We start from the raw sequence: 26,841 nt of genomic DNA, 5'->3' as shown, positions 1-26,841 counted from the left end.
AGCTGGTCAAGGCGCTCCTGGCCGGCGCACCAGAACTGCGGGTGTTGGGTCAGGTGCAGCCCTACTCGCCGCTGGCGACCCGCTCGCCGATCGGCCGGTGTGGGCGTGGCTGCGCCGCCGTGCCGGGCTGCTGTTGTTCCTGCACAACGTCATGCAGATCTTCGTCGCCGCCGACCACCGGTACCGCCCCCTGTACAACCGGGCCGTCGGCACCCAGATCGCCACCCAGCTCCAGCTCGCCGGCTACCAGGTCGGCAGCGCGATCCCCGTGGTCCTGCTCAGCTACAGCGGTGGCGCCCAGGTCGCCACCGGCGCGGTCGACGTTCTGCACACGCGGTTGCGCTGTCCGCTGTTGCTGATCACGCTCGGCGGGTTTCACAACGGTGCGAACGACATCACCCACGCGGAGCACCTGTACCAGCTCACGAGTGCCGGCGACCGGATCGAGCGCGTCGGCAGGTGGCTGTTCCCCCAACGCTGGCGGCTGGTGCGCCGCAGCGGGTGGAACCAGGCGCGCCGCGCCGGGAAGGTGACCACCCAGCGGCTCGATCCGGCCACGCACGTCGGGCCGCACAGCTACATCAGCCCGACTGCCGAACTGCCCGACGGTCGCTCTCACCTCGACCGCACCGCTGACACCGTGATCGCGTTGATCCGCACCCGCCGCGGCGTGATCACGGCGACCGACGACACACTGCAGTAGAACTTTCGTACCGGGAAATTCCAGTCCAGGATGACTCCGGTGGCGGTTCGGAAGCATGCGGCGCTGATCGGACGGGGATCGGAGTGTGCCGCCCTCGATCAGATGATCAGGGCTGTCCGCGCGGGGGAGAGCCGCGTGCTCCTGCTCCACGGCGAGCCAGGAGTGGGGAAGTCGGCACTGCTCGAACACCTGGAGAGCTCGGCGACGGGCATGCGGGTGCTGCGCGCGGCCGGTGTCGAGTCGGAGATGGAGCTGGCGTTCGCCACGCTGCACCAGTTCTGCGTGCCGCTGCTGGGTCGGATGAAGGACCTTCCCGAGCCGCAGCGCGACGCCCTCGAGACGGTGTTCGGGATGCGGGCGGGCAGCCCGCCCGAACGCTTCCTCGTCGGACTGGCGGTGCTGAGTCTGCTGTCGGACGTCTCCGAGGGCGGCCCGGTGCTGTGTCTGTTGGACGACGCGCAGTGGACGGACCAGGCCTCGGCTCAGGTCCTTGGTTTCGTGGCCCGCCGCCTGCTGGCCGAGTCGATCGCCTTCGTCTTCGCCGCCCGCCACCGGGCGCAGGACCTGTTCGGCCTGCCGGAGCTCGAGGTCACCGGGTTGAGCAAGGCCGACGCCCTGGCCCTGCTCAACTCCGCGACTCGCGCCCGGCTCGACCACGGGATCCGTGACCGGGTACTCGCTGAGGCCAGGGGCAACCCGCTCGCCCTGCTGGAGCTTCCTCGCGAGTTGACCGTGACCCAGGTGGCGGGTGGGTTCGGACTGCTGCACACCGATGCGTTGCCCAACCGGATCGAAGAGAGCTTCCTGACGCGGATCGAGGAGTTGTCTGAACACAGCCGGCTGCTTCTACTGGTGGCGGCCGCCGAGCCGGTCGGCGATCCCACCGTGGTGTGGCGTGCGGCCGAACATCTCGGCGTCACACCGGCGACGGCACTCGGCGACGAGATGGACGAGCTGCTGTCGTTCGACGTGCGGGTGATCTTCCGTCATCCGCTCGTGCGCTCGGCCGTGTACCGGGCCGCCAGGGAGGAGGACCGGCGAGCCGCTCACCTGGCGTTGGCGGAGGCCACCGACCCGCAGACAGACCCGGACCGCCGTGCTTGGCATCTGGCGTCCGCCGCCGCCGAACCGGACGAGGCCGTCGCCGCGGAACTCGAGCGGTCCGCCGACCGTGTGCAGGCGCGCGGTGGGCTGGCCGCGCTGCCGCCTTCCTGCAGCGGTCGGTGGCACTGACGATCGACACCTCGCGACGCGCCGAGCGTGCCGTCGCGGCCGCCGACGCCAGCCTGCGGGCCGGAGATCTCGCTGCCGCACGAAGACTCGTCGACATCGCGGAACGCGATGCGCAAGACGAGTTCCTCCGCGTGCGAGCCCACCTGGTACGGAGCCACATCACGTTCGCGGCCGGCCTGAACGACGAGGCGCCGTCCATGCTGCTGGCGGCCGCACAGCGGCTCGAACCCTTCGACATGGATCTCGCGCGGGAGACCTACCTTCTCGCCTGGGGCGCCGCGGCACTGGTCGCCGCAGAGGGCAAGATCACCGTGGTGATCTCCCGGGCGATAAGAGCCCTCCCGCCGCCGGACGGTACTCCGCGCCCCATCGACCTGGTGCTCGACGGCTACGCGCTGCTCGTCACCGACGGCCGGGCCGCCGCTGTCCCCGTACTGCGGCGGGCAGCGACCGCGCTCGCGGAGCTTCCCGCGCAGGACCTGCTGCGGTGGGGATGGGTGGCCAACGGCGTCAGCCCTGCCGTCTGGGATGACCAGGCCATGCGCGAGACGTTCGCCAGGGCGGCCGAGGTGGCGCGTAGTGCCGGTGCTCTGACCGTGCTTCCCATCCACCTCGCCTCGTTGGGGATCGCGACAACGTGGACCGGGGACTTCGGCGCCGCGGCCGCGCTCGTCGCCGAAGCCGAAGCCATCGCCACCGTGACCGGCGTCCGCCTCGCGCCGCACACCCAGCTCATTCTGACGGTGATGCAGGGCAAGGAGGCAGAGGCCTCGGCGCTGATCGCCACCACCATCGAATGGGCCGGCGAGGACGGCCAGTTGATGGGCGTCACGTCCGCGAACTGGGCAGCCGCGGTCCTGTACAACGGCCTCGCCCGTTACGAGCAGGCGCTGGCGGCGGCTCAGGCCAGCACCCGGATCGCCGAGCTGTGGATCTCGGTATGGGTGCTGCCCGAGCTCATCGAGGCCGCGGCGCGCGTCGGAGACGACCAGATCGCCCTCAGCGCACTCGAACCTCTGGCGGACGCGACGGAGCCGTGCGACACGGACTGGGCGCAGGGAGTCCTGGCTCGCTGCCGGGCGCTGCTGAGCGATGGGGCTGCCGCGGACGAGCTGTACCGCGATGCGATCGAGCGGTTGGGACGGACGAAGTTGCGCACCGAGCTGGCACGTGCCCATCTGCTGTACGGCGAGTGGTTGCGCTCGCAGTCGCGGCGGGCCGACGCACGACTCCAGCTGCGCACGGCCTACGAGATGTTCGTCTCGATCGGCATGGCGGCGTTCGCCGAACGTGCCCGCCGCGAGTTGCTCGCCAACGGGGACAAAGTCCGCGAGCGCTCTGTCGAGGCGTCGTCGAGCGGGAAGCTGACGCCGCAAGAGAGACAAATCGCGTTGCTCGTCCGGGAAGGCCTGTCCAACCCGGAGGTCGGTGCCCGGCTCTTCCTCAGCACGCGGACGGTCGAGTGGCACCTGCGCAAGGTCTTCACCAAGCTGTCGATCACTTCCCGGCGACAGCTGCGGGATGCATTGCCGCACGGCGACTGAGGCCACTCACGCCTGGCGCAGCACCGCCTCGATGTCGAGGCTGATCTGCACCTTGTCGCCGACCACGACGCCACCGCCGTCGAGCGGCAACTTGATGTCGACGCCGAAGTCGTTGCGGTCGATGGTCGTCGTGGCCGACACACCGAGGCGCGTGCCGCCACCGTCGTCCGGCCCGATGCCGTTCACCTCCAACGCCAGCGGCACGGAACGCGTGACACCCTTGATCGTCAACTCCCCGTCGACGACGAGGCCGTGGCCGTCGATCCGGACGCCGGTGGAACTGAAGGTCCAACGCGGGTGGTTCTCGACGTCGAAGAAGTCGGCCGAGCGGACGTGTGCGTCGCGCTGTGCGTTGCCCGTGTCGATGGACGCCGGCTGGATCGACGCGGTGACGACCGAGTCGGTCACGTTGTCGCCCGTGACGATCTGCCCGGAGAAGGCCGCGAACCGGCCGCGAACTTTGCCCACCATCATGTGCCGGACGCTGAAGGAGACATCGGAGTGGGCCGTGTCGATGTCCCAGGTACCCGCGAGGTAACCGGGGATCTTGGTCGTGGCTGCGGTGGTCATTGGATCTCCTGACGAGTAGGTGGAACTGGCAGGTCAGTGCATTGCCTGAAACGTCCATTTGAGACCGAGCGCCAGCACGAGGAGAAGGCCTGCCAGAAGGAGCACCGAGGAGCCCGTGTTGGCGCCGATCAACAGCAGAACCACCGCGAGCGCCCCGGCGTACCACTTCCTTCGCGCGCTTCCGCCACCTCCGAACGAGCGGAGCTGTTCGGCCAGCTCCGGATCGTCGATCTTGATGTTCTTCTCGATGGCGCGCAGTGCGCGTTGCTCCCGGCGGTTCATGGCACAGGGCTCATTGCGACGTCGACGTGTCAGTGCTCGGATCTGGCCTCACGACCGCGACCGGGCAGGGGGAGTGGTGCAGCAGCGCGTGGCTGACGGAGCCGAGCACGAGGCCGGCCGCGCTGCCCCGGCCGTGCGACCCGACGACCATCAGCTGCGCCAAGCTGGCGGTCGCCTGCTCGATCAGGGCGTGAGCGGGGCTGTCGCTCACGACCACGCGCCGCACCTCGACATCGGGATACTTCTCGCTCCACCCCGCCAGCCGCTCGGCGAGCAGCCGATGCTCTTCGGCTTCGACGGCGTCCCACTCCACCGGCTCCGTCACGGCAAAGGCGACCGCGTAGTCGTTCCACACGTGCACCGCGATCAAGGGCACTCCGCGCGCGTCCGCCGCGTCGAATGCGAACTCCAGCGCCGCCTCGCTGATCGGTGAGCCGTCGATGCCGACGACGACCGGCCCGGTGTCGGAGGAGTCTTCGCCGCGCACGACGACGACCGGGCACTCCGCCTGGGCGGCCAGCCTGATCGCGACCGAACCGACCAGCAGCGAGGTGAATCCGCCGAGGCCGCGGTCACCGATGACGAGGAGCCCGGCGGTGCGCGACTCGGTGACCAGCAGCGGCACCGGGAAACCGTCGACGGTCAGCTCGGAGATCTCGACACCCTCGGCGACGTGCCGGGCGGCCTCGGCAGCCGCGGCGACCGTGTTCCAGGTGTCCTGCACCATCGACTCCCGGTAGTGGCCGAGGCCGGGTCGCCGAGGTGTCTGTGCCCTGACCAGCTGAAGGCGCTGACCAGGTACATCGGCGCGCTGCGGCGTGCGGCCTCGCGTGCGGCCCATCGGGCGGCCTCGAGGGCCGAGGACGACCCGTCGATGCCGACTACGACCGGCAGGCTTCTGTCTCGCCACTGTCCCATCTCGTGCTCCTGTCCGAAGTGGCCGTGTGGCAACTAGGACAGGGCAGGCCGCTGCGCTGTGACAGGAGGCGACCGGCCAGTCAGGTCAGCGCCGCGCGGAGCTCTCTGCGCGAGGCGACGTCGAGCTTGGCGAACACCTTGCGCAGGTGCCACTCGACGGTGCGAGGGCTGAGGAACAGCTCGGCGCCGATCTCGGAGTTCGTCCTGCCGTCGCCGGCGAGCCGGGCGATCTGGGCTTCCTGCGCGGTGAGGGGTTCACGCGTCTCGGCCGCGCGTTGGTGTACCGCCACGCCGATGGCCAGCAGCTCGCGGCGGGCGCGCTCCGCGAAGGCGTTGGCGCCGAACCGGTCCAGCATCTCGTGTGCGGTCCGCAGCTGGTCGCGCGCTTCGTCGCGCCGGTTCTCGCGACGGAGCCACTCGCCGTACACCAGGTGGGCGCGTGCGAGGTAGACGCCGACGCGGGTGCGCCCGAGGTGTTCGATGGCCTTGCGGTACAACCGATCGGCGGCTGGGCCGTCGCTCAGCAACGCTGTCGACCATGCCAGCACACCGAGCGCCCACTCCGTGCCGCTGGCGGTGGAGCGATCCTCGATCAGTCTCAGGGCGCCGGCGGCCGCTCGGGAGCACCGGCCCCGACCCCGGCCTCGACCAGTTCTACCAGCGCGAGACCGAAAATCCCCAGATCGTCGTACTCGCACGCTCGTGCGGCGCTGGACAGAGCGTCCTGGTACTGGCCAAGGCCGTTGTACAGCACCGCGTTCAAGAAGTAGCGCCCACCGATGGCTCGTCCCTCACCCCAGGTGCTCGCCCACCGGGCACCGGCCTTGAGCGCCGAAGCAGCTTCGGGATCGCCACGCCAGGCGAGCAGCGCCAGCCGGGGGTAACCGAGGTGCGAGTTGCCGGTCACCTTCAAGATCGCGTCGGACTCCTCGATCAACGTCGAGGCGAGGTCGAACTCGCCGGCATGCATGTGCACGACAGCTCGATAGGACAGGGCCAGGGGAAGAAAGTTGAGCGCGCCGGTTTCGCGAGCGGTCCGGACCGCGTGCGTGACCAGTTCGTGCCATGTCTCGTCGTCCCACATGTCCGCCGCGGTCAGCCACGCCAGCCACAGCCAGCGCATGATGTCGTCCGCGTTGCGTGACGCTTCCTGCCGGAAAGCCCGCAGGGCGTGGTTCAACAGCGGCGCACCCTCGACGTAGCCGTCGGCGAATCGTGCGACCAGTCCGTCGAGAAGGACGTCGACCGGTCGTGGTGGCCGCGGACCCGGTGGTGTGGTGCGGGCAGCCTCGGCCACTTCCAGAAGCGCACCGCGCCCCTTCAGCCTGCCGGCGAACACCGCTGACCCGATTGCTTCGAGGTACACCTCACGGGCCTGGCCGCCGTCGAGCTGCTCCAGCCGGTTGGCCGCGTCGAACAGCAACGGCAGAGCATCACCGCCGCGCCTGCGCGCAAAGGCGATCTGCGCGCGCAGCCGGGTCAGCCGTCCGCGCTGGAGTTCGTCCAACGGGCCTCGGCCTGCGTGCCCTCCGCGAGGCGGATCTTGGCGCGGGTGTCCAGTTCGGCGGCCTGGTTGCGCGCCTCAGCGAGCACGACCTCCTCGCGGGCCTTGTGCTGCGCAGCCTGTTCCGCGGCTTCGGCGGCCTTGATGTCCTTGACCAGCGACTGCTGTGCCTCGGCCTCGGCCATGATCACGATCTGCTGCCGCTCACGTTCGGCCTCCTCGACCGCACGCAGGCGCTTGATGTTCTCCTCCTGCTCGGCCACGGTCTTCTCGACCGCGACCCGCTCGCGCACCAGGTCGGCGATCGCGCGGCGCTCGTGCTCGAGCTCCTTGTCCTTCTCGATCATGCGCAGCGACGTCTCGCGTTCGCGGGCGATGACCTCCAGCAGGCGGTCCTTCTCGATGCGCTCGGTCTCGACAGCGATCACGCGCTCGCGGTTCTTCTCGGCGACGGCGATCTCGCGGGCCTTGTTCTCCGTCTGGATGCCGAGCTGTTCCTCGGTGCGGATGAACGCGGTGTTGGCCTTGAGGCGTTCCTCCGCCTGGACCTTCTGGGTCTCCGCCTCCTGCTGCGCGCGGGCGGTCTCGATCTCGCGCTTCTGCCTGATCTCCGCGTCCGCCTGACGGCGTTCGAGCTCGAGGATCGCCTCACGCGCGCTGACGTTCTGGCGCGTGATCTCCTTCTCCTCGTTGCGGGTGAACTCGTTGGTCTTGACGTGCTCGATCGCGGTCAGCTCGGTGATCTTGCGGATGCCCTGCGCGTCCAGGATGTTCGCCGGGTCGAGCTGCTTGAGCGGCGTCTGCTCCAGGTAGTCGATGGCCGCGTCCTCGAGGCTGTAGCCGTTGAGGTCGGTGCCGATGACCTGGACGATCCGGTCCCGGAACTCGTCGCGGTGGGTGTAGAGGTCGACGAAGTCGAGCTGCTTGCCGACGGTCTTGAGCGCCTCGGAGAACTTGGCGTTGAACAGCTCTTGCAGCGTGGCCTCGTGGCTCGCCCGCTCGGTGCCGATCGCCTGCGCGACCTTGATGACGTCCTCGACGGTCTTGTTGACCCGCACGAAGAACGTGATGCGGATGTCCGCGCGGATGTTGTCGCGGCAGATCAGGCCCTCGTTGCCGGCCCTGCGGATCTCGATGGTCTTCACCGAGATGTCCATCGTCTCGCATCTGTGCAGCACCGGGAGGACCACTGTGCCGGTGAAGGTCACGTCGACCTTGCGCATCTTCGAGACGATCAGCGCCTTGCCCTGCTCGCACTTCTTGAACAACCTGCTCAACGTGATCATCGCCAGGATCAGCACGACGACGATCACCGCGATCAGCACGATCAAGCCCGTTGAGATCGCACCCATGTCAGCCCCCTGTGGTGATGATGTCCACGACCCAGAAGAACTCGCCTTCGGCGTCGTAGTCGAAGATCAGCGCGGTCTGTCCCGCTTTCAGTTCGGTGCTCTGTGCCGCTCGCACCTGCACGACCGCCGTGCCGCCGTCGTCGGCGGTGACCTCGGCCTGCCCGTAGTTCTCAGTGACCCGCGCTGTCTTCACGATCGCCGTGCGGCCCACGAAGTCGTTGCGGGACGCGGGTTTCTCCGGCTTGGTCCAGTTCCTCAGCGGGATGCTGAGGATCTTCGTGAGAAGTGCTCCCACCAGCAGTGCGCCGGCGAGGATGGCGTACCGGAGCGAGCCTTCCGGCGTCAGCACCGTGCCGACCAGCGCGGCGAACCACGTGATCACGACGAACATCGAGATGGAGATCGGCAGCACCGGGGCGTCGAAGTCCATGCCGACCAACGCGACCGTGAGCCAATACGCCAGCACCACGAGCACCAGGAAGCTGAACAGCACCGTCGGAAAAGCCAGCGCGGCAGCCACGAACTCGGTCATCATCGCCCCCCTTCTCGCAGTATGAATGTCTGGTGGGCGGAATATGTTGAGTTCGGTCGGAATGATCGACGTCACTCGATCGTTGTCCTGATCATGGACATGGGGGTTCAAGGACTGAACATGGGCGACACGGTCGCCCCTGCCGAGACTCTTCGACTGGCCGAACTGGTGGAACAGCTCGGCTACCGGTCGTGGTGGGCCGCCGAGCACGTCGTGCTGCCCAGCCCGCGCGTCGACCCGTCGCCGTCCGAGCCGGACACGAACCTGCTCGACCCGTTGATCAACCTGAGCTTCGTCGCCGCGGCCACGTCCCGGCTGGAGCTGGGCACCGGCATCGTGATCCTCCCGCAGCGCAACCCGGTGGTGCTCGCGAAGCAGGTGGCGTCCCTGGACGTGCTGAGCAGCGGCCGGTTCACGCTCGGCGTCGGAGCGGGCTATCTGACCCAGGAGATGACCGCGGTCGGCGTGCCGCTCGCGGACCGCGGCCGCCGAACGGACGAGTACATCGACGCGATGCGGGCGCTGTGGCACTCACCCGCGCCGGCCTACGACGGCAAGTACGTGTCGTTCAGCGGCGTCGATGCTCATCCACGACCTTCGAACGCCAGGATCGCCGTTGGCGGCGCGAGCGACGGGGCGTTGCGTCGTGCTTTGGTGCGCGGCAACGCGTGGATCGGCGTCGGCACGCCCGAGGAGACGGCGGCGAACCTGAAGCGGATCCGCAGGCTGTCCGCGATCACCGAGCGGCCGGAGTCGCTCGGCGCGCTGGAGATCAACGTCGTGGCCACGGCCGCGCTGGACGCCTCGGTGGTCCGGCAGTACGAGGACCTCGGCGTCGACCAGCTGATCGTGTTCCCCTCGTCGGTCGACATGCCCCTGGACGAGGCGCTGGCGAAGCTGATCACGTTGAGGTAGGTAGCCTGGCGGACCGTGATTCCCGTCGTCGTGCTCGCCGGCTTCCTCGGCTCCGGCAAGACCACCCTGCTCAACCACCTGCTGCGCACGTCCGGTGGCACGCGGATCGGCGTCGTCGTGAACGACTTCGGGCGGATCAACATCGACGCGTTCGCGGTGTCGGCCCAGGTCGACTCGATGGTGTCGCTGTCGAACGGCTGCCTGTGCTGCGCGGTCGACGGCACCGAGCTGGACGGGATGCTCACGAAGCTGGCCGCGGCCGACCTGGACGTCATCGTCATCGAGGCGTCCGGGCTCGCCGAGCCGTCGACGCTGATCCGGATGGTGCTGCAGGCGCCGGGCGTGGCTTATGGCGGCCTGATCTACGTCGTCGACGCCGTGGAGTTCGCCGCCGTGCCGGACCTTTCCCGGGACCTTGCGTTGGCAGACCTGGTGGTGCTGAACAAGGTCGACCGGGTTTCTTCACTGCCTTCGTTCGATTCACCGGTGCTGGTGCTTCCGGTGTCGTACGGGCGAATCGATCCGGCGTTGCTGTTCGAGGTGCGACCGCCGGACATGGGACCGCGCCAGCTTTCGTTCGACGATCTGGACGACCACTCGACGCACGCGCATGCCGTGTACGACAGCGTGACGTTCGAGTCTTCGGATCCGTTGCATCCCAAGCTGTTCATGGACTTTCTTCAGGCGCGACCTGAAGGGTTGTTCCGCGCCAAGGGTTTTGTGCGTTTCGAGGGTGGCACGTTCATGCTGCACACCGTTGGCGCCTACATCTCGTTCACGAGAGTCGACGACGCCCCGACGCAGCTGGTGCTGATCGGGGCGGGCATCGATCCTGATTCGCTGACGGACTGGCTGATGGCGTGCGTCGCGGACGGACCGGTCACCGAGCAGGACATGCTCTGGGTGCTCCGATACGCCCGCGACTGATCGTCACTTCTTGCAGAGCGCGGTGTCGATCACGTCGAACACCTGCTGGAACGTCCTGGCCGGATCGGTGCCGAACGCGCCGGGCAACGCGGTGAGCGTGATCGCCGCTGACTTACCGCTGTCGGTCGCCGCACCCAGCGAAGCCCAGCCGTGGATCGTGCCGCCGTGGCCCCAAGAGACTCCGCCGCAGCTCAGCTTGGTGCTCTCCAACCCGAGCCCGTAAGCGCTCTTCTCGTCGACGGGGACGGTCCTGCGCATGTCGTCGAGCTGCGGCTTCTGCAGAAGTCCGCCGTTGAGGAGTGTCTTGTAGAACTTCGCGACGTCGGCGGGCGTGGAGACCATCGCGCCGGCAGCCCAGGCGGCAGACGTGTCGAGTTCCGTCGCGTCGACTGTCGCCGACTTCGGATCGAGCAGATCGGTCTGCGCGTACGCACGGGCATGCCGGCCGCGGATGCGTTGCTCGCCCTGCTTCGGCCAGTACGTGTCTTTGAGATCGGCGCGGTCGATGACGCGTCGCTGCACCTCTTCCGCGACCGGGCGGCCGGTGACCTTCTGGATCATCAGGCCGGCGACGACGTAGTTCGTGTTGCTGTACTCGTACTTCTCGCCCGGCTGGAACCTCGGTGGTTGCTTCAGCCCGGCGTCCAGCAGCTCGTGCGGCTCGAAGTGCCTGTTCCGGATGTCGCCGATCTTGTTGACCCCGATCGCCAGCGCGTAGTCCGGCAAACCGCTGGTGTGCTGCAGGATCTGACGCACGGTGATGCGCTCGTCCTTGACGTACGGCACGTACTTGCTCGCCGGCCCGTCCAGCTCGATCTTGTTCTCGGCAACGAGCTGCAGCGTCGCGACCGCCACGAACGACTTGGTGATGCTGCCGACGCGCACCCGCCCGTTGACCGGCGCGTTGCCTTTCGCGTAGTCCCGCCCGTTCGCGTGGGCCTCCACGCCGGGCGTGCCCTCTTTGACGATCTGGTCCAGTTGGCCGGGTATCAGCAAGGAGATCGCGGCGAGTGCCGCCACGGCGATCACTTGGCACCACACAGAGCAGCGTCCACAGTGGCCAGAATCGCGTCGTGTGCCTTCCCGGCTTCCTCCGGCGTGTCCTGGAACGTGCCGGGCAATGCCGTGACAGCAACGGAGAACGCCCTGCCGTCCTTCGTGACGCCACCCCGCGTCTCATAGCCGGGGATGTCACCGCCGTGACCCCAGTACCGGCCACCGCACGTGAGCGGCGAGCTGGCGATGCCCAGCCCGTACTCGGCGCCCGGCCACATCTCGCCCGCGGTGTCGACGGTCTTCTGCATTTCCTTCAGCTGAGCGTCGGGCACCACGTCGCCCTTGAGAAGCGCGCGGTAGAAGGCGTTGAGGTCCTTGGTGGTGGAGATGATCTGACCGGCCGCCCAGCCCCACGAGGGGTCGAGCTCGGTGACGTCCTCGACACCGTTGCTGGTCCTGGCATACCCGTGCGGGTGCTTTCCCCGGATCGTCTGGTCACCCTGGTTCGGCCAGTAGGTGTCCCGCAGATTGAGCTTCCGGATGACCCGCTGGTCAACGTTCTCCGCGACCGGCCGCCGGTGGTCTTCTGGATCAGCAGGCCCAGCAGCACGTAGTTCGTGTTGCTGTACTTGAACTTCGCGCCCGGCTCGTTGGTCGGCGCCTGCGCGTTCGCGATGTCGAGCAGCTCGCGCGGCTCGTAGTAGCGGTGCCGCACCTCCTCGAACTTGTCGAGCCCCAGGTACTGCGTGTAGTTCGCGAGCCCGCTGGTGTGGTTGAGCAGCTGCCGGACGGTGACCCGATCGTCCTTGATCGCTCCCGGCAGGTAGTGCGTGATCGGCTTGTCGAGCTCGACTTTGCCTTCCGCGACGAGCTGCATGACCACCGCGGCGACGAACGCCTTGGTGTTGGAGCCCGCCCGAACCTGGCCGTTCTTCGGCACCGGAACGTGTTTGCCCAGTTCGGCCGTGCCCGCGGTCTGAGACGTTGTCTTGCCGTTGGCGTCGGTGACGGTCGCGAGCGCGGCCGGGAACTCGTACTGCGCCGTGAGCCCGTCGAGCTGCTTCTGGATGATGCCGGCCGGCGCGGCCACGGCCGTTCCGGTGCACAGCATGGCCGCTGCCAGCACTCCTACCAGCGTCTTCCTCATCGTTTGCCTCCCCTGTCGTGGATGAGGAAACGCTCTCAGTTGGCTTCTTCTGGCACAGTCACGCACGCTTCCGTTCTCGAGGTGGAGCAGGCTCTACCTCAGTACCGGACGCTGCTCTGCAGGAGCGGCGGGTAGATGTTGGACGGTTCGCCGTCGACCGTCGTGCCGGCGAACTGCAGCATCGCCCTGAGCGCACCGTGCAGCGGCGCGGGATAGTTCAGGTCAGGCTTCGAGACCTGGCTCAGTGCATTGATTTGATCTTCCGTGAGCACGACCTCGTCGAGGTTGCTCTCCAGATGCTCCAGCTTCCGCGCCCCGATGATCGGCACGACGGTGCCCGGCTGCGCCCTGAGCCAAGCCAGCGACACCGCCGCGGCGGTCGTGTTGCAGGCTTTGGCGATCTCGGTGACCACGTCGATGACGGCGAACTCGGCCTCGGTCGGGGCTGCGACGTACTTCGCCCGTTCCGAGTCGTTGACCTGCGCGTTCCTCCGGTACTTGCCTGACAGGAAGCCGTTCTTGAGCGGACTCCACGGCACCAGCGCCATGCCCATGTCCCTGGCCATCGGCGCGATCTCACCCTCGACCGTCCGCGCCAGCAGCGAGTACTCGACCTGCAGCGCGATCAGCGGCGTCCAGTTCTTGATCAGCGCCATCGTCTGCGCCTGAGCCGTCACCCAAGCAGGCACGTTGGAGAACCCGATGTATCCAACCTTGCCCGATCCCACCAGGTCGTCGAGCGTGCTGAGCGTCTCCTCGATCGGGGTGTTCCGATCCCAGTTGTGCATCCAGTAGAGGTCGAGGTAGTCCGTGTTCAGGCGCCTGAGAGTCTCATCCAGCTGGTGCCGTATCGCCTTCCTCCCTGCTCCGCCACCGTTCGGGTCGCCGGGGTGCATGTTGAAGAAGAACTTGGACGCGAGCACGACCCGGTCGCGGTTTCCGTGGCTCTTGAAGAAGTCGCCGAGGATCTTCTCCGAGTGCCCGTTGGTGTAGAAGTTGGCGGTGTCGATGAAGTTTCCGCCGCGGTCGAGGTAGGTCCTGAGGATCTTCTCGGACTCCTCGACGCTGCAGCCGGCAGATCCCGGGTCCTCGCCGAAGGTCATCGCGCCTAGGGCGAACGGGCTGACCTTCAGGCCTGACCGGCCTAGGGTGACGTAGTGGTCGAGCGGCATCTTCTTGGCTCCTTGTCGTCGTTTCTGACACCTCCAATGGAAGCTTTTTTGGGTGGGGTGGCGGTACGACGATCCCGCTTCCTTCTTGCCTGATCCTCTCTCTGCGTTGGATCTTGGTTGGGTTTGGCTGCGGTGGGGCTGCGTCCGGCGTGAGGTTGGCAACCCGGAGGACATGCTGTCGCCGAGATCGGTAGGCTGTCCCGGCGAGGGCTGCTAGCTCAATTGGCAGAGCAGGAGACTTTTAATCTTCGGGTTCAGGGTTCGAGTCCCTGGCGGCCCACCGGTTCGCTCTCTGCGCGAACCCTGGGGGCAGGTACGGGAAGACCGGTACCTGCCCCTTCAGGGTCTTCAGAGGGCTGAGGCACCCGGAAGACCGGGACCAAACGGTCCGGGCTCAGAACCTTGACCTCTACGACCAGGGCTTCCATCAGGGCCTTCCGCTGGTTGTTGTTCCCGGCGTCGAACACCTCGGCGATCTGCTCGGTGATCTCGTCGAGAACGGCACGGTCAGGCATGGCGGGCTCGGTGGTCAGCTCCAGGAGTAGTTCCTCGCGGCGTGCGCGGAGCCTCTTCTGGGCGGTGCTGTGCGCCTCCATCCGCTTCTTGAAGTTCTCGTCGTCGAGTTCGACCTTGCCGTCCTCGAACGCGTCGAGGTAGCGGTCGATCTTCTGGGTGACGTTGCTGAGGTCGGCTTCGAGGACCTTGAGCTCGGACTTGAGGGCGTCGTGGCTGGACTCGAACTGCTTGATCGCGAGTTCGACAGCGTCTCGGATGAGTTGGTGCTGGCTGCGGTAGAAGCTGGCGACCGCCTCGGCGAGGACCTCGTCGACGGCGTCGGCATTGAGCCTGTCCATGTCGCAGGCGTCCGTGCCGAACCGGTTACGGGTCCAGCAGGTGTAGTAGCGGTAGGTGTTGTTTCGACCGTTCGCGCGGGTGCCGATCATCGCCTTGTGGCATTTCGGGCACTTCATCCGGCCGGAGACGATGTAGTCCGAGTCGGTGGATGCGCGGGCCGAGGACTCGCCGCGCAGTTCGAGCAAACGCTGGGCTTCCTCGAATTGCTTGGGACCGACCAGCGGCTTGTGGGCGTGTTCCTTGATGACGTCTTGGAACTGGATCTCGCCGAGGTAGACGCGGTTCTGGAGGATCGCGAGGATCTGCTTGTAGTTCCAGGGCTGTCCGCTGCGGGTGCGGTAACCGCGGTCGTTGAGCACGGTGGCGATCGAGCGTGAGCCGATGAGGTCTCGGGTGTAGAGGTCGAAGATCAGCGAGATGACGCCGCACTCGGCGTCGTCGGACTGGAGGACGTGGGTCTTGGGGTCCTTGCCGTAGCCGTGCGGTGTCGGCCCCTTGCCCCACTGGCCTCGCTCGGCTTTGCGTTCCATCCCGGCTGTGACCCGGTCGATGATCACCTGGCGTTCGAACTCGGCGGACGTGGCGAGCATCTGGACGAGCATTCGACCCATCGGGTCGCTGGTGTCGAAAGCCTCCGTGGCGGAGCGGAAGGCAACGCCAACCTTGTCCAGCTCGTCGAGCAGCGTCACGACATCTTTCAGGCATCGGGAGAACCGGTCGACACGGTAGACGAGCAGGACGTCCAACCTTCCCGCTTTGGCCCACTTCATCGCTTCCTGGAGGCCTTTGCGGTTGGTGGTTGCACCGGATGCGTCATCCTCAAAGATCTTGACGATTCCCCATCCGGGCTGAGAACCGACGAAGAGCTTGAGACGCCCCTTCTGTGCCTCTTTGGTGAACGGCTGATGTTCGTCGTCGGTGCTGCGTCGCACGTAGATGCCCACGCGCACGGTGTTGAGGTCGCCGAGCGACGCCCGCTTCACCCTCTTGGTCGTTGCACGCCTAGACAAGAAGCTTCCCCCAAAAGCCTAAGGTATTTGCGTATTCCTGCGCCTTTTTCGGCATGGCTCGGCCACGGCCTGCAATGGGCTTATCCATGGCCGGAATGTAGCACTTTTTGCAGGTCAATTCTCTTTTTGGTCGGGCGCAGCATTCCGGAGGTTGTTCCACTCGACAATCAGTGTCGCGAGTGTTTGTGTTGCTCTTTCGCGCTGTTCGCCGTCCATTGACACGGTCTCGATGTGGTCGATGGTGATTCCGGCGGCAGAGCGGGGCTTGCGCGCACTCACGTGGGTCCTCGGTGGTGTGGGCGCGAGGAGGCCCCGCGCCTGCGCGAGGAGGACGCTCCTCGCGCAGGGCGGATGGGGATCAGTTGTGTGCGGTGTTGCGGGAGACGTCGCGTCCGCGGGTGCGCTTGGTGGTCTGCCACTCGCGGAAGGTTCGCGAGCCGATGGCCTTGCGCAGGTGCGGGATGTTGTTCTGGGTCATGCCGACCGGGCTGGGTCCGAGTACGGCGTCGAGGTCGGAGTTGGCGTTGGTGTGCCATCCGGCGGCGGTGATGGCGGCTTCGTCGGGGAAGACGTCAGCGACGCGGTCGGTTGCGGGGTCGAGCAGGTGGTCTTCCTTGCCGCCGTAGCTGTAGACCCAGGCGAAGTTGGCCGGCGGGTCCGGTTCCACCAGGCGCCGGAACCGGCTGACTTCCTTTGTGTAGCTGTAGAACAGCACGTCAGGAACGCCGCGGGCGACGCGGAGCCATGCGGCGAGGTAGTCGTCGCTGAAGTAGTCGCCGCTGTCGTGCACGCGCAGCTTTCCGCCCCGGTACTTGGGCGCGGCCAGCTCGGCGATGAGGTCGGTCTCCCACTGCTGTGGGTCATCGAGGAAGCGCGCAAGGTTGCGCTGGTGCTTGGCCTTGACGGCGGGGAACTGGTAGGTGCCGAAGCGGGCGTAGCAGACGTTCGCGCACACGCCCGCGCTCGGACAGGTCAGCACGTTGCGTCCGTCCGGGAGCTTGGTGGCCAGGGCGGGGATGCTGAAGTTGTGGATGCCATAGCGGCGCAGGCCCGAGTTCTGCGTGATCATGCGCTCGGGCCTGCGCCGGGGTGTTGTGGCCGTGACGGCCGCTCTCCTTCCGGTTAGAGGTCGTAGGGGCGCAGCGCCCGGCCGGCGTCGTCGCGCGGGTCGAACGTGGGGGTGACCTTGCGCTCGCCGACGAGCGCGACGCCGAACGCGCCGAGCAGCGCGAGGACCGCGGTGACGAGGCCGCTGATGGCGTCGCCCTGGCCGGTGGTGATCAGGCCGGAGCCGACGAGGCCGGAGACGAGCGCGGTGATCAGGCCGACCCACGAGGCGACGGTGCGCAGCGGGCGGGGACGGGGGTCGAGCAACGGGGTTTCCTCCTTAGGTTGGGTGTCGTCGTGGCTTTCGAGCCACAGCACGAAGGCGCGGCTGGCCTTGATGAGCAGCCAGACGACGAGGGCGATTGAGATGACCCAGTGCCCGCCGGAGCCGAGTCCGGCGGGCTGGGGGTCGGGGGTCATGGGCGGGTGAGCCAGTCGCCCGCGCGGATGAAGTTCGGGTCGGCGATGCCGTTGCGGGCGGCGATGGCGGCCACAGTGGTGCCCCAGCGGATGGCGAGCGCGGAGAGCGTGTCTCCGGGGCGGATCTGGTAGCGCTCACCGCTACCCCCGCCGCCTCCGGCTGCTGCGGGGACGCGGATGACCGCGCCTGCCTGGATGCGGTCGGGGTTGGGGATGCCGTTGACGCGGGCGAGTTCGCCCACGCTGGTGCCGGTGCGGGCGGCGATGCCGGACAGGGTGTCGCCCCAGCGGATCGTGTAGTCGATCCAGCCGGACGGGGCGGGCGGCGGGCTGGGCTGTGGTGCCGGGCCGGGGGCGGGTGCGCCGTCGAGGATCAGGGACCCGATGGACCAGCCCGCCATCGTGACGTTGCGGTCGACCTTGCCGGGAAAGCCGTGGACGTTGCCTTCCTGCGAATGCTGGTGCAGCGCGAGGCGGGGGTGGGCGAAGTCGACACGGCCGGGGTCGCCGTTGTACTGCGCGCACCACAGCGCCACGCGGTCGTCGGCCCACTCGTTCGGGCGCAGGCGGCGGGTGAACCAGTACTGGTTGGCGTAGACGGCGATCTCGCGGCGGCCGGTGCGCTCGCGGAACAGGCGGATGAACTCGGCGACGAACCCGTTGGGGTCGCCGAAGGTGTGGTGTTCCATGTCGAGCATCGGCCACAGCGAGCCGGAGCCGAGCAGGCCGCGGGCGTTGAGCTGGCCGATGAAGTGGTTGACCTGGCCGGAGACGTCGCCGGGGTGGGCGTAGTGGTAGCCGCCGGTCGCGATGCCGACGCCGCGGGCGCGTCGACCTGGGCGGTCGCGGCCGGGTTCACGTAGCCGGTCGCCTCGGTGACCTTCACCGAGCAGAAACTGATGTTGTGGCCGCGAACGGCGGGCCAGTCGATGTTGGTTCCCTGCCAGGAACTGATGTCGATTCCGTAGTCGGTCAAGAGTGCCTTTCCGTTGTGAGAAAACAGAAAGGCCGCCACCCGAGGGTGGCGGCCCTCGGGTGGCGTGAGTAGGAACGGGTCAGGTGTGGCGGCGCACGGCGGCGGCGATGTCCTCGGCTGCGCGGCGGCGATCGCGTTCGCGGTCGAGTTCTTCTTCGACTTCGCCGAGGCGGGTTTCGAGCACAACCATCCGGGCGCGCAGGCCCTTGATCTCTTCGGCGTGCGCGGCCTCGCGGGCGGCGAGCGCGGCCAGGTAGTCGGCGCGGTCAGTGCGGTTGGCGGTCATCAGCCGGTGGTTGGCGGTGAGCAGGTAGCCCACGACGATCACGAGCGCACCAGCGACACCGAACTGGAGAAGTAGGGAGGGGTCCACGTACCTCCCCTCATCGCGCTGTAGGGGCGAACGGATGCGGGACGCAACCGGGACTCGTCCTGTAACCTCAAGTCGCTGGCCCTGGAGGCCGAGCCCATACACAACTGACGCAGCCACTGAAGCCACGCAGCCACTGAAGCCACGCAGCCACTGAAGCCACGCAGCCACTGAAGCCACAGAGCCACTGAAGCCACAGAAAATGCTGACGAATCGCATTCAAGTCTTGTGCTGGGCTGCTTCAAACCTGAGCTGAAGTATGCGTGCCCGGCTTACTCCATCCACCATGGCCACCAGGTCGCCGCAGCTCAGGGCGGGCTTAGTAGTGCGTGGAGTTTCCGTGATCGAGTTTGTGCTGGTATTTGGCAGCATTGTTTTGGCAGGGTTCGGGGCTTGGGCGTGGAGCGCGTCCCGCCGCGACGGAAAAACCTCGTTGAGGGCTCGCTTCAGCGTGGGTCAGGCTTTTGGCTCGTTTGAACTGACCCGTGAGTCCGAAGCAGGCGCACCTACACACGAGGTCTCCGAGCAGGCGATCCAGCAGGCGCCCGTCAGCCAGAACAGCAGGGCTGCAACGAGGAAGACCCGCTAACTACGGGACCCGAACGCCTTCGCGCACGAGCTGCGCGCGGGCGTTCGGGTCTACCTGTGCGTCGGGTGTCAGTCCTGCGTCAACGGGTGGACCTGGGCTAGTTGTGGCGCGCAGGGTCAAGACCTGGCGGATGCGGCCGGTGCCATCGCCGCTCATCTTGTTGCCGACGATCCAAGCCGGGGTGGACAGCGCCGCGCCGACGTCGTCGACCACGCGCACGAGGTCGCCGAGCTGGAGCCGCGGGTCCGGCAGGATCTCGACGTCGCCGAGGATCGGCAGCGGCGAGGCGGCGACGGCCAGCAGGTAGTCCGCGACACGTCCGGCCGCACTGGACATCTGGAGCCACGGGGTGGAGGGGACGACGTAGACCTGCGAGCCGTAGCGGTCGCGGCTGTTCTGGTCGTAGCGGCGGATCGAGAACCGTTGCGGGCTACCGGATGCGAGCTTGATCGCGGCGATCGACACCGAGGGGGTGCCGGTGTTGGTGGTGAGGAAGAGGTCGTTTCCGGTGCGGTTGCGGAAGGTGATGATCAGCTGGTCGCCGTCGCGTTCAGTGGTCGACTCCACCGCCCCGTGCACACCGTTTGCGCCGTTGGACTGGAAGGAGAACCGGACGCGACTAGTGTTGGACGGCGGGTTGTTGACGTAGACGATCGGCGGCGGGCTGTCGTACTCGGAGCTGTCGTAGTCGTAGCGCAGTACGAGCGTGCCGAACGCGGGAATCCACTTCGGCTCGGTCTCGGTGAACCGCGTACTCGTCGCGCCTGCGGTGTAGACGGAGTACGGGACGTCGATGACGTTGCGGACGCTGTCGATCGCCTCGGAGACGCGCAGCGAGGCGATCTCACGCGCACTGGTCACGGTCGCCGCCGGCGTGCCCGGTGAGGTGAAGCGGCTGTTGTTGCGCCATCGGAAGATGCCCAGCTCGTCGAATTCGGCCGTGGCCTGTTCGGCCTTGGCGATGGCGGTGATCACCTCCCACGCGGAGCCTTGGGTGGGCGGGATGGCGTTGAGCTGGGAGCCGACGTGATCGAGCACCGCGCCGCGCTGCCACGGCGGTTCCCAGTCCTCTTTGGTGTTGATGAACGTGTTCATCGTGGACACCTGCACGGCCTCGACCGGCAGGCCCGCGACCAACTCGACGTAGTTGAGCTGGGTGGCTGGCATGGTCGGGAAGTTGCCCATGTCGAGCATGTAGAACGGGTCCGGTGCGTTGGGGCCGGACATGAAGAAGTAGCCGCGCGGGATGCCGAAGCTCTGGAAGACCCAGTAGACGCCGCAGTGCCAGCGCCCCTTGGTCTGCAACCGGCTTGTCGTGATGGAGGCGGAGGTGCCGTCCGTGCCGAGGGTGATGGTCCCGTTGATGAAGTCGACGCTGAAGCGCACGTTATTGGTCTGGGCGTCGGCCTGGAAGAACAGGTTCAGGCGCACGGTCGCGCCGACGCTGCCGAGGTTGGTGTTGTCCACCCAGAACTCCGATAGCAGCGACGAGCCAGGAACGGTGGTGCGGGTGCGCGGGTCCCACCGGGCGGAGTACTGGCCCCAGCCGGGGAACGGGGCGATCTCCCACGGGGCGAGGTCGCGCCGCCAGTCCAGCAGGTTGAGCACGTGGTCGCGGTAGAAGCCGATGTTGGGGGCCAGGCCACCGTGCATGGAGGCGTAGAGGATGCAGCCGGGGCGTGGTGGCGGGCTGGTGTGGATGCCCGCGTTGCGCAGCAGGTGATCGACCACCCACACCCCGGACGCGATGGGCGTGGTGTTCGCGGACACGGCCGCGGGCAGCCGTGCCGCGTCGCGGAGCCGTTCGGCGCCGTCGAGCGCGGACAGGTCCACCACCCCGGTTGCGCTGGAGGCGCTGCGGTCGCGGACCATGCCCCGGAAGCTGGGCAGGGCCTCGCCCGCGACGCCCCAGCCGTGGGTCACCGACTGGCGGGGCCGGGCGATGTCCGCGGTGGCGTGCGGGGCGTAAGGGCTCCAGAGCTGCGCGGCGGTCTTGTCGTCCGATCCGGACAGCGTCATGCGCAGCTCGGCCGATGCGCTGCCGTTGGCCGCGCGCATCTGCTCGGGCAGGTCCGAGTCGTAAGCGCGATCGAGCGTCCACGAGGTGACGTGGTCGGTGAGGTCGCGGCCGGCGAGCCGGGTCAGGCTGGTGTTGGTGCGCTCGGCGTCGGTCAGGGCGGCGGTGAGTTTCGGGCTAGCGGGGAGTACGGCGCACCTCCACCAGGGATAGCGTGATGTCGCGGTGCGGCGGACGGGCCTTGTCGGTGTAGCTGGTGACGGTCATGGCGGGGTAGCCGCTGCCGAGCGCACCCAGGTCGCCGGGTTCGATCGGATCGCCCATGCGCAGCACGGCCGGGCCGACCAGTTTCGTACCGGTCCACGCGCGCAGGATTACCCGGAAAACTGCGAACGCAGCTCCTGCTGGCGGCATGGCCGTGAGCGTCGGAGCGGGTCCGGCGTCGCCGAGGTACAGCTCGTCAGCCGCATAGAACACCAGCTGGCACTGGCCGTCAGGTATCGCCGTGGCGACGTGGACCGGAAGGCCCGGCGTGACGGGCCAGCCGAACCAGTGTGCGTGGTCGTAGCCCAACTGGTCCCCGTCGCGAGGGTCGGTGATGGTCATGACCCGGTCGGCTCGTTCGGTGAGCGTGCCCCACATGCCAGCGTGGTACGCCGAGCGGGGACCGTAGCCCTGTGACTGCCCGCCTTCCAGCAGGTTGCGTGACGCAGGGTCGATCACCGCGAGCGGACCGGGTCCGAACACGTTGCGCACCAACGCTTCTACCCACTGCGCCTCAGCCTGGGCCATCGCGGACCAGGACAGCGACAGTCGTCGGGGTGGCGTGGCCAGTCGGGTGGTGGTGATCCCGCCCGACAGCGCCGCGAACTCCTCGATGCCGAGGCTGATGGAGCGGTCGAACTCCGTTGCCGCGTCCCGGACTTCGCGCATGCGTCCGGGCGGGCCGATCCACAGCGATCCCAACGATCACCTCCTGGACAACGCGTGCTGGCCTTCGGCGGTCGCGCGGGCGATCTCGGTTGCGCCAACCTGCACCACGACCGGCCGGGCGGCCAGGCGCTCGATCGCGTCGACCAGCGCGGCGAGGTCCGTGCCCGATGTGTCCTCCCGGCCGGTCGTGGTAGCAACCTGGCTGGCGAGTCGTTGCGCGGCAACGGGATCGGTCTCGACGGCGAGCGTGGCGGCGGGGATGCGGTCGGTCAGGTTGGTGAGGTAGCGGCGCACGGCCGGTTCCTCGGCTTCGAAGCCGTCCACGAGGGAGCGCATGATGAGCACACCGTTGGCGCGCAACAGCTTCGCGTCTCGCTGGGGCGGTCCCTTCCACGAGGGCAACAGGTTCGTCAGCTCGGCCAGATTCGAGCGGACCGCGCTGATCATGGACTCGATCCCGCGCAGCAGACCGCGAATCAGGTTCTTGCCCGCCTCGAACAGCAGCGAGCCCAGGTTTCCGAAGGCGGCAAGGATCTGACCGGGGACGCCGCCCAGGAAGCCGATCAGCGAGCGGATGCCCAACTCGGCGCCGGAGACGAGGAGCCGCCACCCGGCGGACGCGATCTCTTGCAGCCCGCGGAACGCGCCCGTCCAGTCGCCGCGGACGACTGCGAGGGCGGTGTTGACCACGCCCTTGATCAGGGCGAGGGCGCTGGAGATGATCTCGACGGCGTTGCGGAAGGCTGGCGCGACGCCGTCGTTGATGAACAGCTTCAGCGCAGGGATGACGTAGTCGAGGAAGACGCCGGCGAACTTGAGCAGCCCGGCGTTCCACACGGTCATGATGGAGAGCGCCTGGGTGATCAGCGGCACCAGTTCGGCGAGCAGCGGAAGCAGCTCGGGCAGCAGCTCCGAGACGATCCGGAGCAAGATCGGCGTCATCGGGAGCAGGCCTTCGCTCCAGAACTGCACCCACGCCGCAGCCAGTGGCGGAATCAGCGGAACGAGGTTGCGCAGCGCGTCAGCAAGGATCTTGCCCAGCAGCGTGCCGGTCTCGATCAACGATGGCGTGGCGGCCGACAGGTCCAGAGCGGTGACGAGCTGCTTGATCGACTCGACCAAGACCGGAAGGACCGGCCGCGCCTGCTCCCAAGCGGCCAACAGGACGTCCGACCAGATCGCCGCGAGCATCGTGACCAACGGCAACGCCGCTTCGATGGCCTGGACGAGCGCGCCGCCCAGCTCGGTCGCGATCGGGGTCAGCGCCGCGAGGAGCGAGGACAGGGCGGGGACCGCTGTGCGCAGCGCCTGGACCAGCAGGCGGCCGATGGCGGCCACCAGCGGCTTGGCCGCACGAGCCAGTTCGAGCAGGTCAGGCGTGAGCTCGCGGATTCCGTCGGCCAGCGCGCCGCCGACGAGCTCCTGCACGACCTCGCCGACGACGGGCGCAAGCTCGGCCGCGATAGACGAGACCGCACTCAAGGCCGGAATCAAAACCGAGGCGAGGGCCTGCGCCGCGATCCCAGCAAGCGGTGCGAGAACGGCCAGGATCTCAGCGGCCGGTTTCGCCCCGGCCGCCAACATCGTGAAGGCCTGGCCCAGGGACACACCCAACTGACCGACCGCAGGGATGGTGTCGGAAGCGAACGCGCGACTTACGGCCTCTAGCAGGGTCAGCAGACCCGAGGCGGCGGCGTGGAGACCGCCGAAAAACTGTTGCAGGGCAACGGTTCCCTCCGCACTGCGGAGGAACGCGGGCATGGACCCGGTCAGCGCGGAGAGCGTGGCGAACAGGCTGACGCCGTGGGTGTTCGCGGCGGACAGGATCGTGAACACGATCCGGCCCAGGTTCGCGACGGTGGTCAGGAAGTCGCCGACCGCCGACAGTCCGGCGCTCATCCACTCGCGCAGCTGCCCGGTCTCGCGGGCATGGGAAACAAATTCGGCCAGAGACGTTGCGCCATCGGCGAATCCGGACGCGAAGCCGGGCAGGAACTCCGAGCCGACCGCCGCCAGGTCACGGATGATCTGGAGCAGCGGTGCGGCACCGCCGGACAGCGCGCGGACGGACTGGCTGGTCTGGTCGAGGATCAGCCGGACGTCGTCGATCGTGCGGCCGTCGCGGGTGAACGCGGCGGCGTTGCGGGCGGCGAGGTTGAAGCCTCCGGCGACGTCGGCCAGGCCGCCGCGCAGCACCGGCAGGTAGGTGCTGCCGAGCTGGTCGACCTCCTTACCGAGCCCGGCGAACAGCCTGGTTCGGATGTCGAGCTGGAGTCCGTCGAGTTGCGGCCGCAACGCGCGCACGGCGTCGGTGGTTTCCCGCATCGCGGGCGGGAAGTCCTTGACGGCCTTGGCGTAGTCCTCTGCGGACTCGGCGCTGAGCGCATCGGAGAGGCCTTCCACGCCGAGTTTGAGCGTGTTGACGGCGATGGCTGCGGCGATGCCTGCGGCTGGGAGGACCAGCAGCGAGCCCGACGCCGTGGCCGCAGCTGCACCGAGTCCGCCGGTCAGGCTGATGGCCTGCGCGAGGGTTGCGAGGAACGCGCCGTACTTCAGGGTGGCGGCGCCGACTGCGGCGGTGTGGCGCGTGATGCCGGCAGTGGTGCCGGTGACCGCGTTGTCCAGCTGCACGATCCCGTGCAGCGCGCTGGTGAACGACTTGTCCAGCACTGCCCGGAACCGCACGACGCGTCCGCTCATCCGCTGCTGTGCGGCGGCGACCTCGCGTTCGGCGGGCAGGGCGTCGAGCTTGGCCAGCAGCTGGATGGCGGTCTGGTCGCCCTCGGCGGCGAGCTGCCGCAGCTGCGAGCGGACCAGGGTCGTCTGGATCTGCGCGGCGAGGCTGATGTCCGGTGCGCCGCGTTCGGCGTCGCGGACGGCGCGCTGGACTTCTCGGCCGATGCCGACGACGGTCGGCATGAGTTTGAGGTAGCCGTGTCCGACTGTGGTCAGGGGCGATCACGCCCCTCGCATCCACAGCGCGATCTCGCGCAGGGACTTGGTTTCCGGTTCGGGCTCACCTCCTCCCGTGCTCGGAGAGGAGGACGCGGGCAGGGCGTCGAGTGGTCCGGCGAGGTCGGCGTCGGTGACCTTGTGCCCGAGCGCGGTGGCGACCGTGGCCCACAACAAGGTGGTGCGCCGTTCCAGCGCGACCAGCAACAGGTCGTGGCGTGGCCAGCCGGCGTTTTCCCCGAGGCTGCGCCACACGGCGGCGTCCTCGGGGAGGTTGGCGACGAGCGCGCACACGCGGCGGTAGGACAGGCGGCCCCGATACAGGTCGAGCAGGTCGACGCCGTACCGGAGCAGGTCGGTTTCGAGAGCGTCGGCGGTGGTGTCGTCCGCGAGCAGGCGGCCGACCGCTACCGGTTTCCCCGCTTCAACTCCCGCATGATGGCCTGCGAGAAGTTCTCGGCATCCCCGGTGGTCTTCGCGATCTCGCGGAAGGTGGCGTACTGCTCGGTGCCGAGGATCATGCGCAGTGCGGCCAGGGTGCGGCCGTCCTCCTCTGCCTCGATCGCGTCGAGTGGGTAGTTCTCCGGGGTGGGCAGCGTGAAGCGCTTGCCGCGCCACATCAACGCCGTGCCGGACGCTGCTGCAGGTGCTCCGGTGGCTTCCCGGCGCTGGCGGTTGCTCAAGCGGTCTTCTCCTTCGAGTCGGTGGCAGCGGTGAGCGAGGCACCGCTGGGGGCGGCGAGCAGGACGGCCGGGTCGTTGGTCAGCCACACGGCGAGCGTGGTGCCGGAGGCGGGCGAGAGCGCCGCGAACGTGAGGCCCCAGCGGGCTTCCTGAGTGCGGGTCCACTGCGACTCGGCTGTCTCGGAGACCTCGACGCGCGGGATGTAGAGGCGGTGGTTGAAGACCTGGGTCGCAGAGACCTGGTCGACCCAGTCCACGCACAGGGCGCGCTCGTCGCCCTTCGGCGCGGAGCTGATCTCCGCCCTGTACTTCTTGCTGCCCTGCGCGGTCTCGGTGAAGGTCATGCCGCCGAAGTAGGCGCCGAGCACGATGCCGCGCGTCTCCTGGAAGACACTGGCGACGGTGAGCTCCTGGGAGGTGTAGATGTAGCGGGCCGGGGTGATCTGCTGCCAGTGCGTGGTGCCCGACCGCTCGACCGCGCGGCGGATCGTGACGCCGTCCTCAGTGGACAGCCCGAGGCCGCTCCAGGGAGCGAGCAGCGGCGCGGCGGGGTCGGTCGGTTCGGGAGTGCCGGGTGGGGCGAGGGAGAGTTCCCCGGTGCCGGGGACGCGGACGAGTGTGGGGTTCAGGCTCAAGCTGGACGGCCTCCATGCGAGTCAGGGGCGGGTGGGGGTGCGGACGCGGACGGCGACCGTGGCGGTGGCCGATCGGCGTGAAGATCCTCGACGAGATCAACGTCATCGTGCCGCTGGTGATCTACACGGTCGCGCTGATGGTCCGCTCGGTCGCCGACGCGCTGGCCGCGGTGCCCGGCCACGTCGTCGCCGCGGCGAACGCGATGGGGTTCCGGCCGCTGCGCCGGTTCCTCACCGTCGACTTCCCGCTCGCGCTGCCGGTCACCATCGCGGGCCTGCGCGTCGCGACGGTGTCGAACATCAGCATGGTGAGCGTCGGCGCGCTCGTCGGCCTCGGCGGCTACGGCCAGCTCTTCACCGAGGGGTACCAGACCGACCACACCGAGAAGGTCATCGCGGGTCTCATCGGGACGGTCGTCCTGGCGGTGCTCGCGGACGGTCTGCTGTTGCTGCTCGGACGGGTGCTCACGCCGTGGGCACGGGCGGGGAGGTGAGCTGA

General features: G+C 68.0%; 27 protein-coding genes, 1 tRNA gene and 3 pseudogenes. 8 read left to right on the top strand and 23 right to left on the bottom strand.

The annotated features are described in order from the left end of the window. The first annotated feature begins 97 nt into the window (after positions 1 to 97). The 3 genes from FXN61_RS00955 to FXN61_RS51350 all read left to right on the top strand — a co-directional run bounded on the left by FXN61_RS00955 (position 98) and on the right by FXN61_RS51350 (position 3,480). A complete protein-coding gene (locus tag FXN61_RS00955) occupies positions 98 to 703 on the top strand; it encodes a hypothetical protein (RefSeq protein ID WP_223165270.1) in 606 nt (201 codons plus the stop codon). Between the two features lie 102 nt (positions 704 to 805). Next, positions 806 to 1,936 carry an AAA family ATPase gene (locus FXN61_RS51355; protein ID WP_246290531.1) on the top strand — a complete coding sequence of 377 codons (1,131 nt, stop codon included), beginning with the start codon at positions 806 to 808 and terminating at the stop codon, positions 1,934 to 1,936. Continuing rightward, the gene (locus FXN61_RS51350) at positions 1,927 to 3,480 is read left to right on the top strand and encodes a helix-turn-helix transcriptional regulator (protein ID WP_312877466.1); all 1,554 of its coding nucleotides are present in this window, start codon (positions 1,927 to 1,929) and stop codon (positions 3,478 to 3,480) included. Before FXN61_RS51355 ends, FXN61_RS51350 begins: the two co-directional genes overlap by 10 nt. A 6-nt stretch (positions 3,481 to 3,486) precedes the next feature. On the opposite strand, the gene FXN61_RS00945 is transcribed toward FXN61_RS51350, so the two are convergent. The 8 genes and pseudogenes from FXN61_RS00945 to FXN61_RS00920 all read right to left on the bottom strand — a co-directional run bounded on the left by FXN61_RS00945 (position 3,487) and on the right by FXN61_RS00920 (position 8,641). Next, on the bottom strand, positions 3,487 to 4,050 hold the full coding sequence (locus FXN61_RS00945) for a YceI family protein (RefSeq protein WP_167969331.1): 564 nt from the start codon (positions 4,048 to 4,050) through the stop codon (positions 3,487 to 3,489). Between the two features lie 33 nt (positions 4,051 to 4,083). Further along, positions 4,084 to 4,332: a DUF3040 domain-containing protein gene (locus tag FXN61_RS00940; protein WP_167969329.1), complete on the bottom strand. Its 249-nt coding sequence runs from the start codon at positions 4,330 to 4,332 to the stop codon at positions 4,084 to 4,086. Between the two features lie 10 nt (positions 4,333 to 4,342). Further along, complete coding sequence (locus FXN61_RS00935; protein ID WP_246290530.1) at positions 4,343 to 5,173, bottom strand: universal stress protein; 831 nt, start codon at positions 5,171 to 5,173, stop codon at positions 4,343 to 4,345. A gap of 8 nt (positions 5,174 to 5,181) precedes the next feature. Continuing rightward, positions 5,182 to 5,250: pseudogene (locus tag FXN61_RS54080) on the bottom strand (hypothetical protein); the annotation flags it as partial. 80 nt (positions 5,251 to 5,330) lie between these two features. Continuing rightward, positions 5,331 to 5,798 (bottom strand): helix-turn-helix domain-containing protein, encoded by a 468-nt coding sequence (locus FXN61_RS50480; protein WP_223165269.1) that lies wholly within the window; start codon positions 5,796 to 5,798, stop codon positions 5,331 to 5,333. A gap of 50 nt (positions 5,799 to 5,848) precedes the next feature. Next, positions 5,849 to 6,757, bottom strand: a complete 909-nt coding sequence (locus tag FXN61_RS50475) for a hypothetical protein (RefSeq protein WP_223165268.1) — start codon at positions 6,755 to 6,757, stop codon at positions 5,849 to 5,851. Then, entirely contained in the window at positions 6,730 to 8,106 is a 1,377-nt protein-coding gene (locus FXN61_RS00925) for a flotillin family protein (protein WP_246290529.1), read from the bottom strand. The genes FXN61_RS50475 and FXN61_RS00925 overlap by 28 nt, the downstream gene beginning before the upstream one ends. 1 nt (position 8,107) lies before the next feature. Beyond that, a complete protein-coding gene (locus FXN61_RS00920) occupies positions 8,108 to 8,641 on the bottom strand; it encodes a hypothetical protein (protein WP_246290528.1) in 534 nt (177 codons plus the stop codon). A gap of 18 nt (positions 8,642 to 8,659) precedes the next feature. Here FXN61_RS00920 and FXN61_RS00915 point away from each other — a divergent pair, with 18 nt between their 5' ends. Next, a complete protein-coding gene (locus FXN61_RS00915) occupies positions 8,660 to 9,553 on the top strand; it encodes a TIGR03619 family F420-dependent LLM class oxidoreductase (RefSeq protein WP_376770558.1) in 894 nt (297 codons plus the stop codon). A 15-nt stretch (positions 9,554 to 9,568) separates the two neighbouring features. Then, the gene (locus FXN61_RS00910; protein WP_167969325.1) at positions 9,569 to 10,480 is read left to right on the top strand and encodes a CobW family GTP-binding protein; all 912 of its coding nucleotides are present in this window, start codon (positions 9,569 to 9,571) and stop codon (positions 10,478 to 10,480) included. A 3-nt stretch (positions 10,481 to 10,483) separates the two neighbouring features. Here FXN61_RS00910 and FXN61_RS00905 read toward each other — a convergent pair whose 3' ends face one another. The 3 genes and pseudogenes from FXN61_RS00905 to FXN61_RS00895 form a co-directional block, all read right to left on the bottom strand. Beyond that, on the bottom strand, positions 10,484 to 11,509 hold the full coding sequence (locus tag FXN61_RS00905) for a serine hydrolase domain-containing protein (protein WP_167969323.1): 1,026 nt from the start codon (positions 11,507 to 11,509) through the stop codon (positions 10,484 to 10,486). Next, positions 11,506 to 12,587: pseudogene (locus FXN61_RS00900) on the bottom strand (serine hydrolase domain-containing protein). Before FXN61_RS00900 ends, FXN61_RS00905 begins: the two are co-directional and overlap by 4 nt. Before the next feature lie 134 nt (positions 12,588 to 12,721). After that, on the bottom strand, positions 12,722 to 13,795 hold the full coding sequence (locus tag FXN61_RS00895; RefSeq protein ID WP_167969322.1) for an aldo/keto reductase: 1,074 nt from the start codon (positions 13,793 to 13,795) through the stop codon (positions 12,722 to 12,724). A gap of 207 nt (positions 13,796 to 14,002) precedes the next feature. Between FXN61_RS00895 and FXN61_RS00890 the strand changes: the two genes are divergently transcribed. Continuing rightward, positions 14,003 to 14,075: transfer RNA gene (locus FXN61_RS00890), tRNA-Lys, on the top strand. Here the strand turns inward: FXN61_RS00890 and FXN61_RS00885 are convergent. The 6 genes and pseudogenes from FXN61_RS00885 to FXN61_RS00855 all read right to left on the bottom strand — a co-directional run bounded on the left by FXN61_RS00885 (position 14,050) and on the right by FXN61_RS00855 (position 18,491). Beyond that, entirely contained in the window at positions 14,050 to 15,633 is a 1,584-nt protein-coding gene (locus FXN61_RS00885) for a recombinase family protein (RefSeq protein ID WP_312877465.1), read from the bottom strand. The two genes, FXN61_RS00890 and FXN61_RS00885, sit on opposite strands and share 26 nt — an antisense overlap. A 141-nt stretch (positions 15,634 to 15,774) precedes the next feature. Then, a complete protein-coding gene (locus FXN61_RS00880; RefSeq protein ID WP_167969320.1) occupies positions 15,775 to 15,939 on the bottom strand; it encodes a hypothetical protein in 165 nt (54 codons plus the stop codon). Positions 15,940 to 16,018: 79 nt separating this feature from the next. Beyond that, the gene (locus FXN61_RS00875; protein ID WP_167969319.1) at positions 16,019 to 16,729 is read right to left on the bottom strand and encodes a GP88 family protein; all 711 of its coding nucleotides are present in this window, start codon (positions 16,727 to 16,729) and stop codon (positions 16,019 to 16,021) included. 53 nt (positions 16,730 to 16,782) lie between these two features. Then, a complete protein-coding gene (locus FXN61_RS51345; protein WP_246290527.1) occupies positions 16,783 to 17,187 on the bottom strand; it encodes a hypothetical protein in 405 nt (134 codons plus the stop codon). Then, positions 17,184 to 18,202, bottom strand: a pseudogene (locus FXN61_RS56890) (LysM peptidoglycan-binding domain-containing protein). Before FXN61_RS56890 ends, FXN61_RS51345 begins: the two are co-directional and overlap by 4 nt. Before the next feature lie 40 nt (positions 18,203 to 18,242). Further along, positions 18,243 to 18,491, bottom strand: coding sequence for a hypothetical protein (locus FXN61_RS00855; RefSeq protein WP_167969316.1), 249 nt, complete (start codon positions 18,489 to 18,491; stop codon positions 18,243 to 18,245). A gap of 382 nt (positions 18,492 to 18,873) precedes the next feature. Between FXN61_RS00855 and FXN61_RS00850 the strand changes: the two genes are divergently transcribed. Next, positions 18,874 to 19,122, top strand: a complete 249-nt coding sequence (locus FXN61_RS00850; RefSeq protein ID WP_167969315.1) for a hypothetical protein — start codon at positions 18,874 to 18,876, stop codon at positions 19,120 to 19,122. Here the strand turns inward: FXN61_RS00850 and FXN61_RS00845 are convergent, their stop codons facing one another. The 6 genes from FXN61_RS00845 to FXN61_RS00820 form a co-directional block, all read right to left on the bottom strand. Further along, on the bottom strand, positions 19,123 to 21,180 hold the full coding sequence (locus FXN61_RS00845) for a hypothetical protein (protein ID WP_167969313.1): 2,058 nt from the start codon (positions 21,178 to 21,180) through the stop codon (positions 19,123 to 19,125). 136 nt (positions 21,181 to 21,316) lie between these two features. Beyond that, positions 21,317 to 22,105: a hypothetical protein gene (locus tag FXN61_RS00840; RefSeq protein WP_167969311.1), complete on the bottom strand. Its 789-nt coding sequence runs from the start codon at positions 22,103 to 22,105 to the stop codon at positions 21,317 to 21,319. Positions 22,106 to 22,108: 3 nt separating this feature from the next. Further along, entirely contained in the window at positions 22,109 to 24,991 is a 2,883-nt protein-coding gene (locus FXN61_RS00835; protein ID WP_167969309.1) for a phage tail protein, read from the bottom strand. Positions 24,992 to 25,030: 39 nt separating this feature from the next. Beyond that, positions 25,031 to 25,318: a hypothetical protein gene (locus FXN61_RS00830; RefSeq protein ID WP_188134534.1), complete on the bottom strand. Its 288-nt coding sequence runs from the start codon at positions 25,316 to 25,318 to the stop codon at positions 25,031 to 25,033. Positions 25,319 to 25,431: 113 nt separating this feature from the next. Then, positions 25,432 to 25,707, bottom strand: a complete 276-nt coding sequence (locus tag FXN61_RS00825; protein ID WP_167969308.1) for a hypothetical protein — start codon at positions 25,705 to 25,707, stop codon at positions 25,432 to 25,434. Further along, positions 25,704 to 26,342: a phage tail tube protein gene (locus FXN61_RS00820; protein ID WP_167969307.1), complete on the bottom strand. Its 639-nt coding sequence runs from the start codon at positions 26,340 to 26,342 to the stop codon at positions 25,704 to 25,706. Before FXN61_RS00820 ends, FXN61_RS00825 begins: the two co-directional genes overlap by 4 nt. Before the next feature lie 77 nt (positions 26,343 to 26,419). Between FXN61_RS00820 and FXN61_RS00815 the strand changes: the two genes are divergently transcribed. After that, positions 26,420 to 26,836 (top strand): ABC transporter permease, encoded by a 417-nt coding sequence (locus FXN61_RS00815; protein WP_312877464.1) that lies wholly within the window; start codon positions 26,420 to 26,422, stop codon positions 26,834 to 26,836. Positions 26,837 to 26,841 lie beyond the last annotated feature (5 nt).

Source organism: Lentzea indica, from assembly GCF_012184385.1.
GTDB classification, from domain to species: domain Bacteria; phylum Actinomycetota; class Actinomycetes; order Mycobacteriales; family Pseudonocardiaceae; genus Lentzea; species Lentzea indica.
Note: the sequence above shows the minus strand (reverse complement) of the source record. Positions and strands in the feature narration are given on the sequence as shown.

Excerpts from the sequence above, each read along its gene's own strand:
- FXN61_RS00845 (WP_167969313.1), bottom strand. The coding sequence starts at position 21,180 with ATGCGCGCGGCCAACGGCAGCGCATCGGCCGAGCTGCGCATGACGCTG.
- FXN61_RS00895 (WP_167969322.1), bottom strand. The coding sequence starts at position 13,795 with ATGCCGCTCGACCACTACGTCACCCTAGGCCGGTCAGGCCTGAAGGTC.
- FXN61_RS00935 (WP_246290530.1), bottom strand. The coding sequence starts at position 5,173 with ATGGGCCGCACGCGAGGCCGCACGCCGCAGCGCGCCGATGTACCTGGT.
- FXN61_RS00940 (WP_167969329.1), bottom strand. The coding sequence starts at position 4,332 with ATGAACCGCCGGGAGCAACGCGCACTGCGCGCCATCGAGAAGAACATC.
- FXN61_RS00915 (WP_376770558.1), top strand. The coding sequence starts at position 8,660 with ATGAATGTCTGGTGGGCGGAATATGTTGAGTTCGGTCGGAATGATCGA.
- FXN61_RS51345 (WP_246290527.1), bottom strand. The coding sequence starts at position 17,187 with ATGACCCCCGACCCCCAGCCCGCCGGACTCGGCTCCGGCGGGCACTGG.
- FXN61_RS00835 (WP_167969309.1), bottom strand. The coding sequence starts at position 24,991 with ATGCCGACCGTCGTCGGCATCGGCCGAGAAGTCCAGCGCGCCGTCCGC.
- FXN61_RS00920 (WP_246290528.1), bottom strand. The coding sequence starts at position 8,641 with ATGATGACCGAGTTCGTGGCTGCCGCGCTGGCTTTTCCGACGGTGCTG.
- FXN61_RS51355 (WP_246290531.1), top strand. The coding sequence starts at position 806 with ATGATCAGGGCTGTCCGCGCGGGGGAGAGCCGCGTGCTCCTGCTCCAC.
- FXN61_RS00925 (WP_246290529.1), bottom strand. The coding sequence starts at position 8,106 with ATGGGTGCGATCTCAACGGGCTTGATCGTGCTGATCGCGGTGATCGTC.
- FXN61_RS00875 (WP_167969319.1), bottom strand. The coding sequence starts at position 16,729 with ATGATCACGCAGAACTCGGGCCTGCGCCGCTATGGCATCCACAACTTC.
- FXN61_RS00945 (WP_167969331.1), bottom strand. The coding sequence starts at position 4,050 with ATGACCACCGCAGCCACGACCAAGATCCCCGGTTACCTCGCGGGTACC.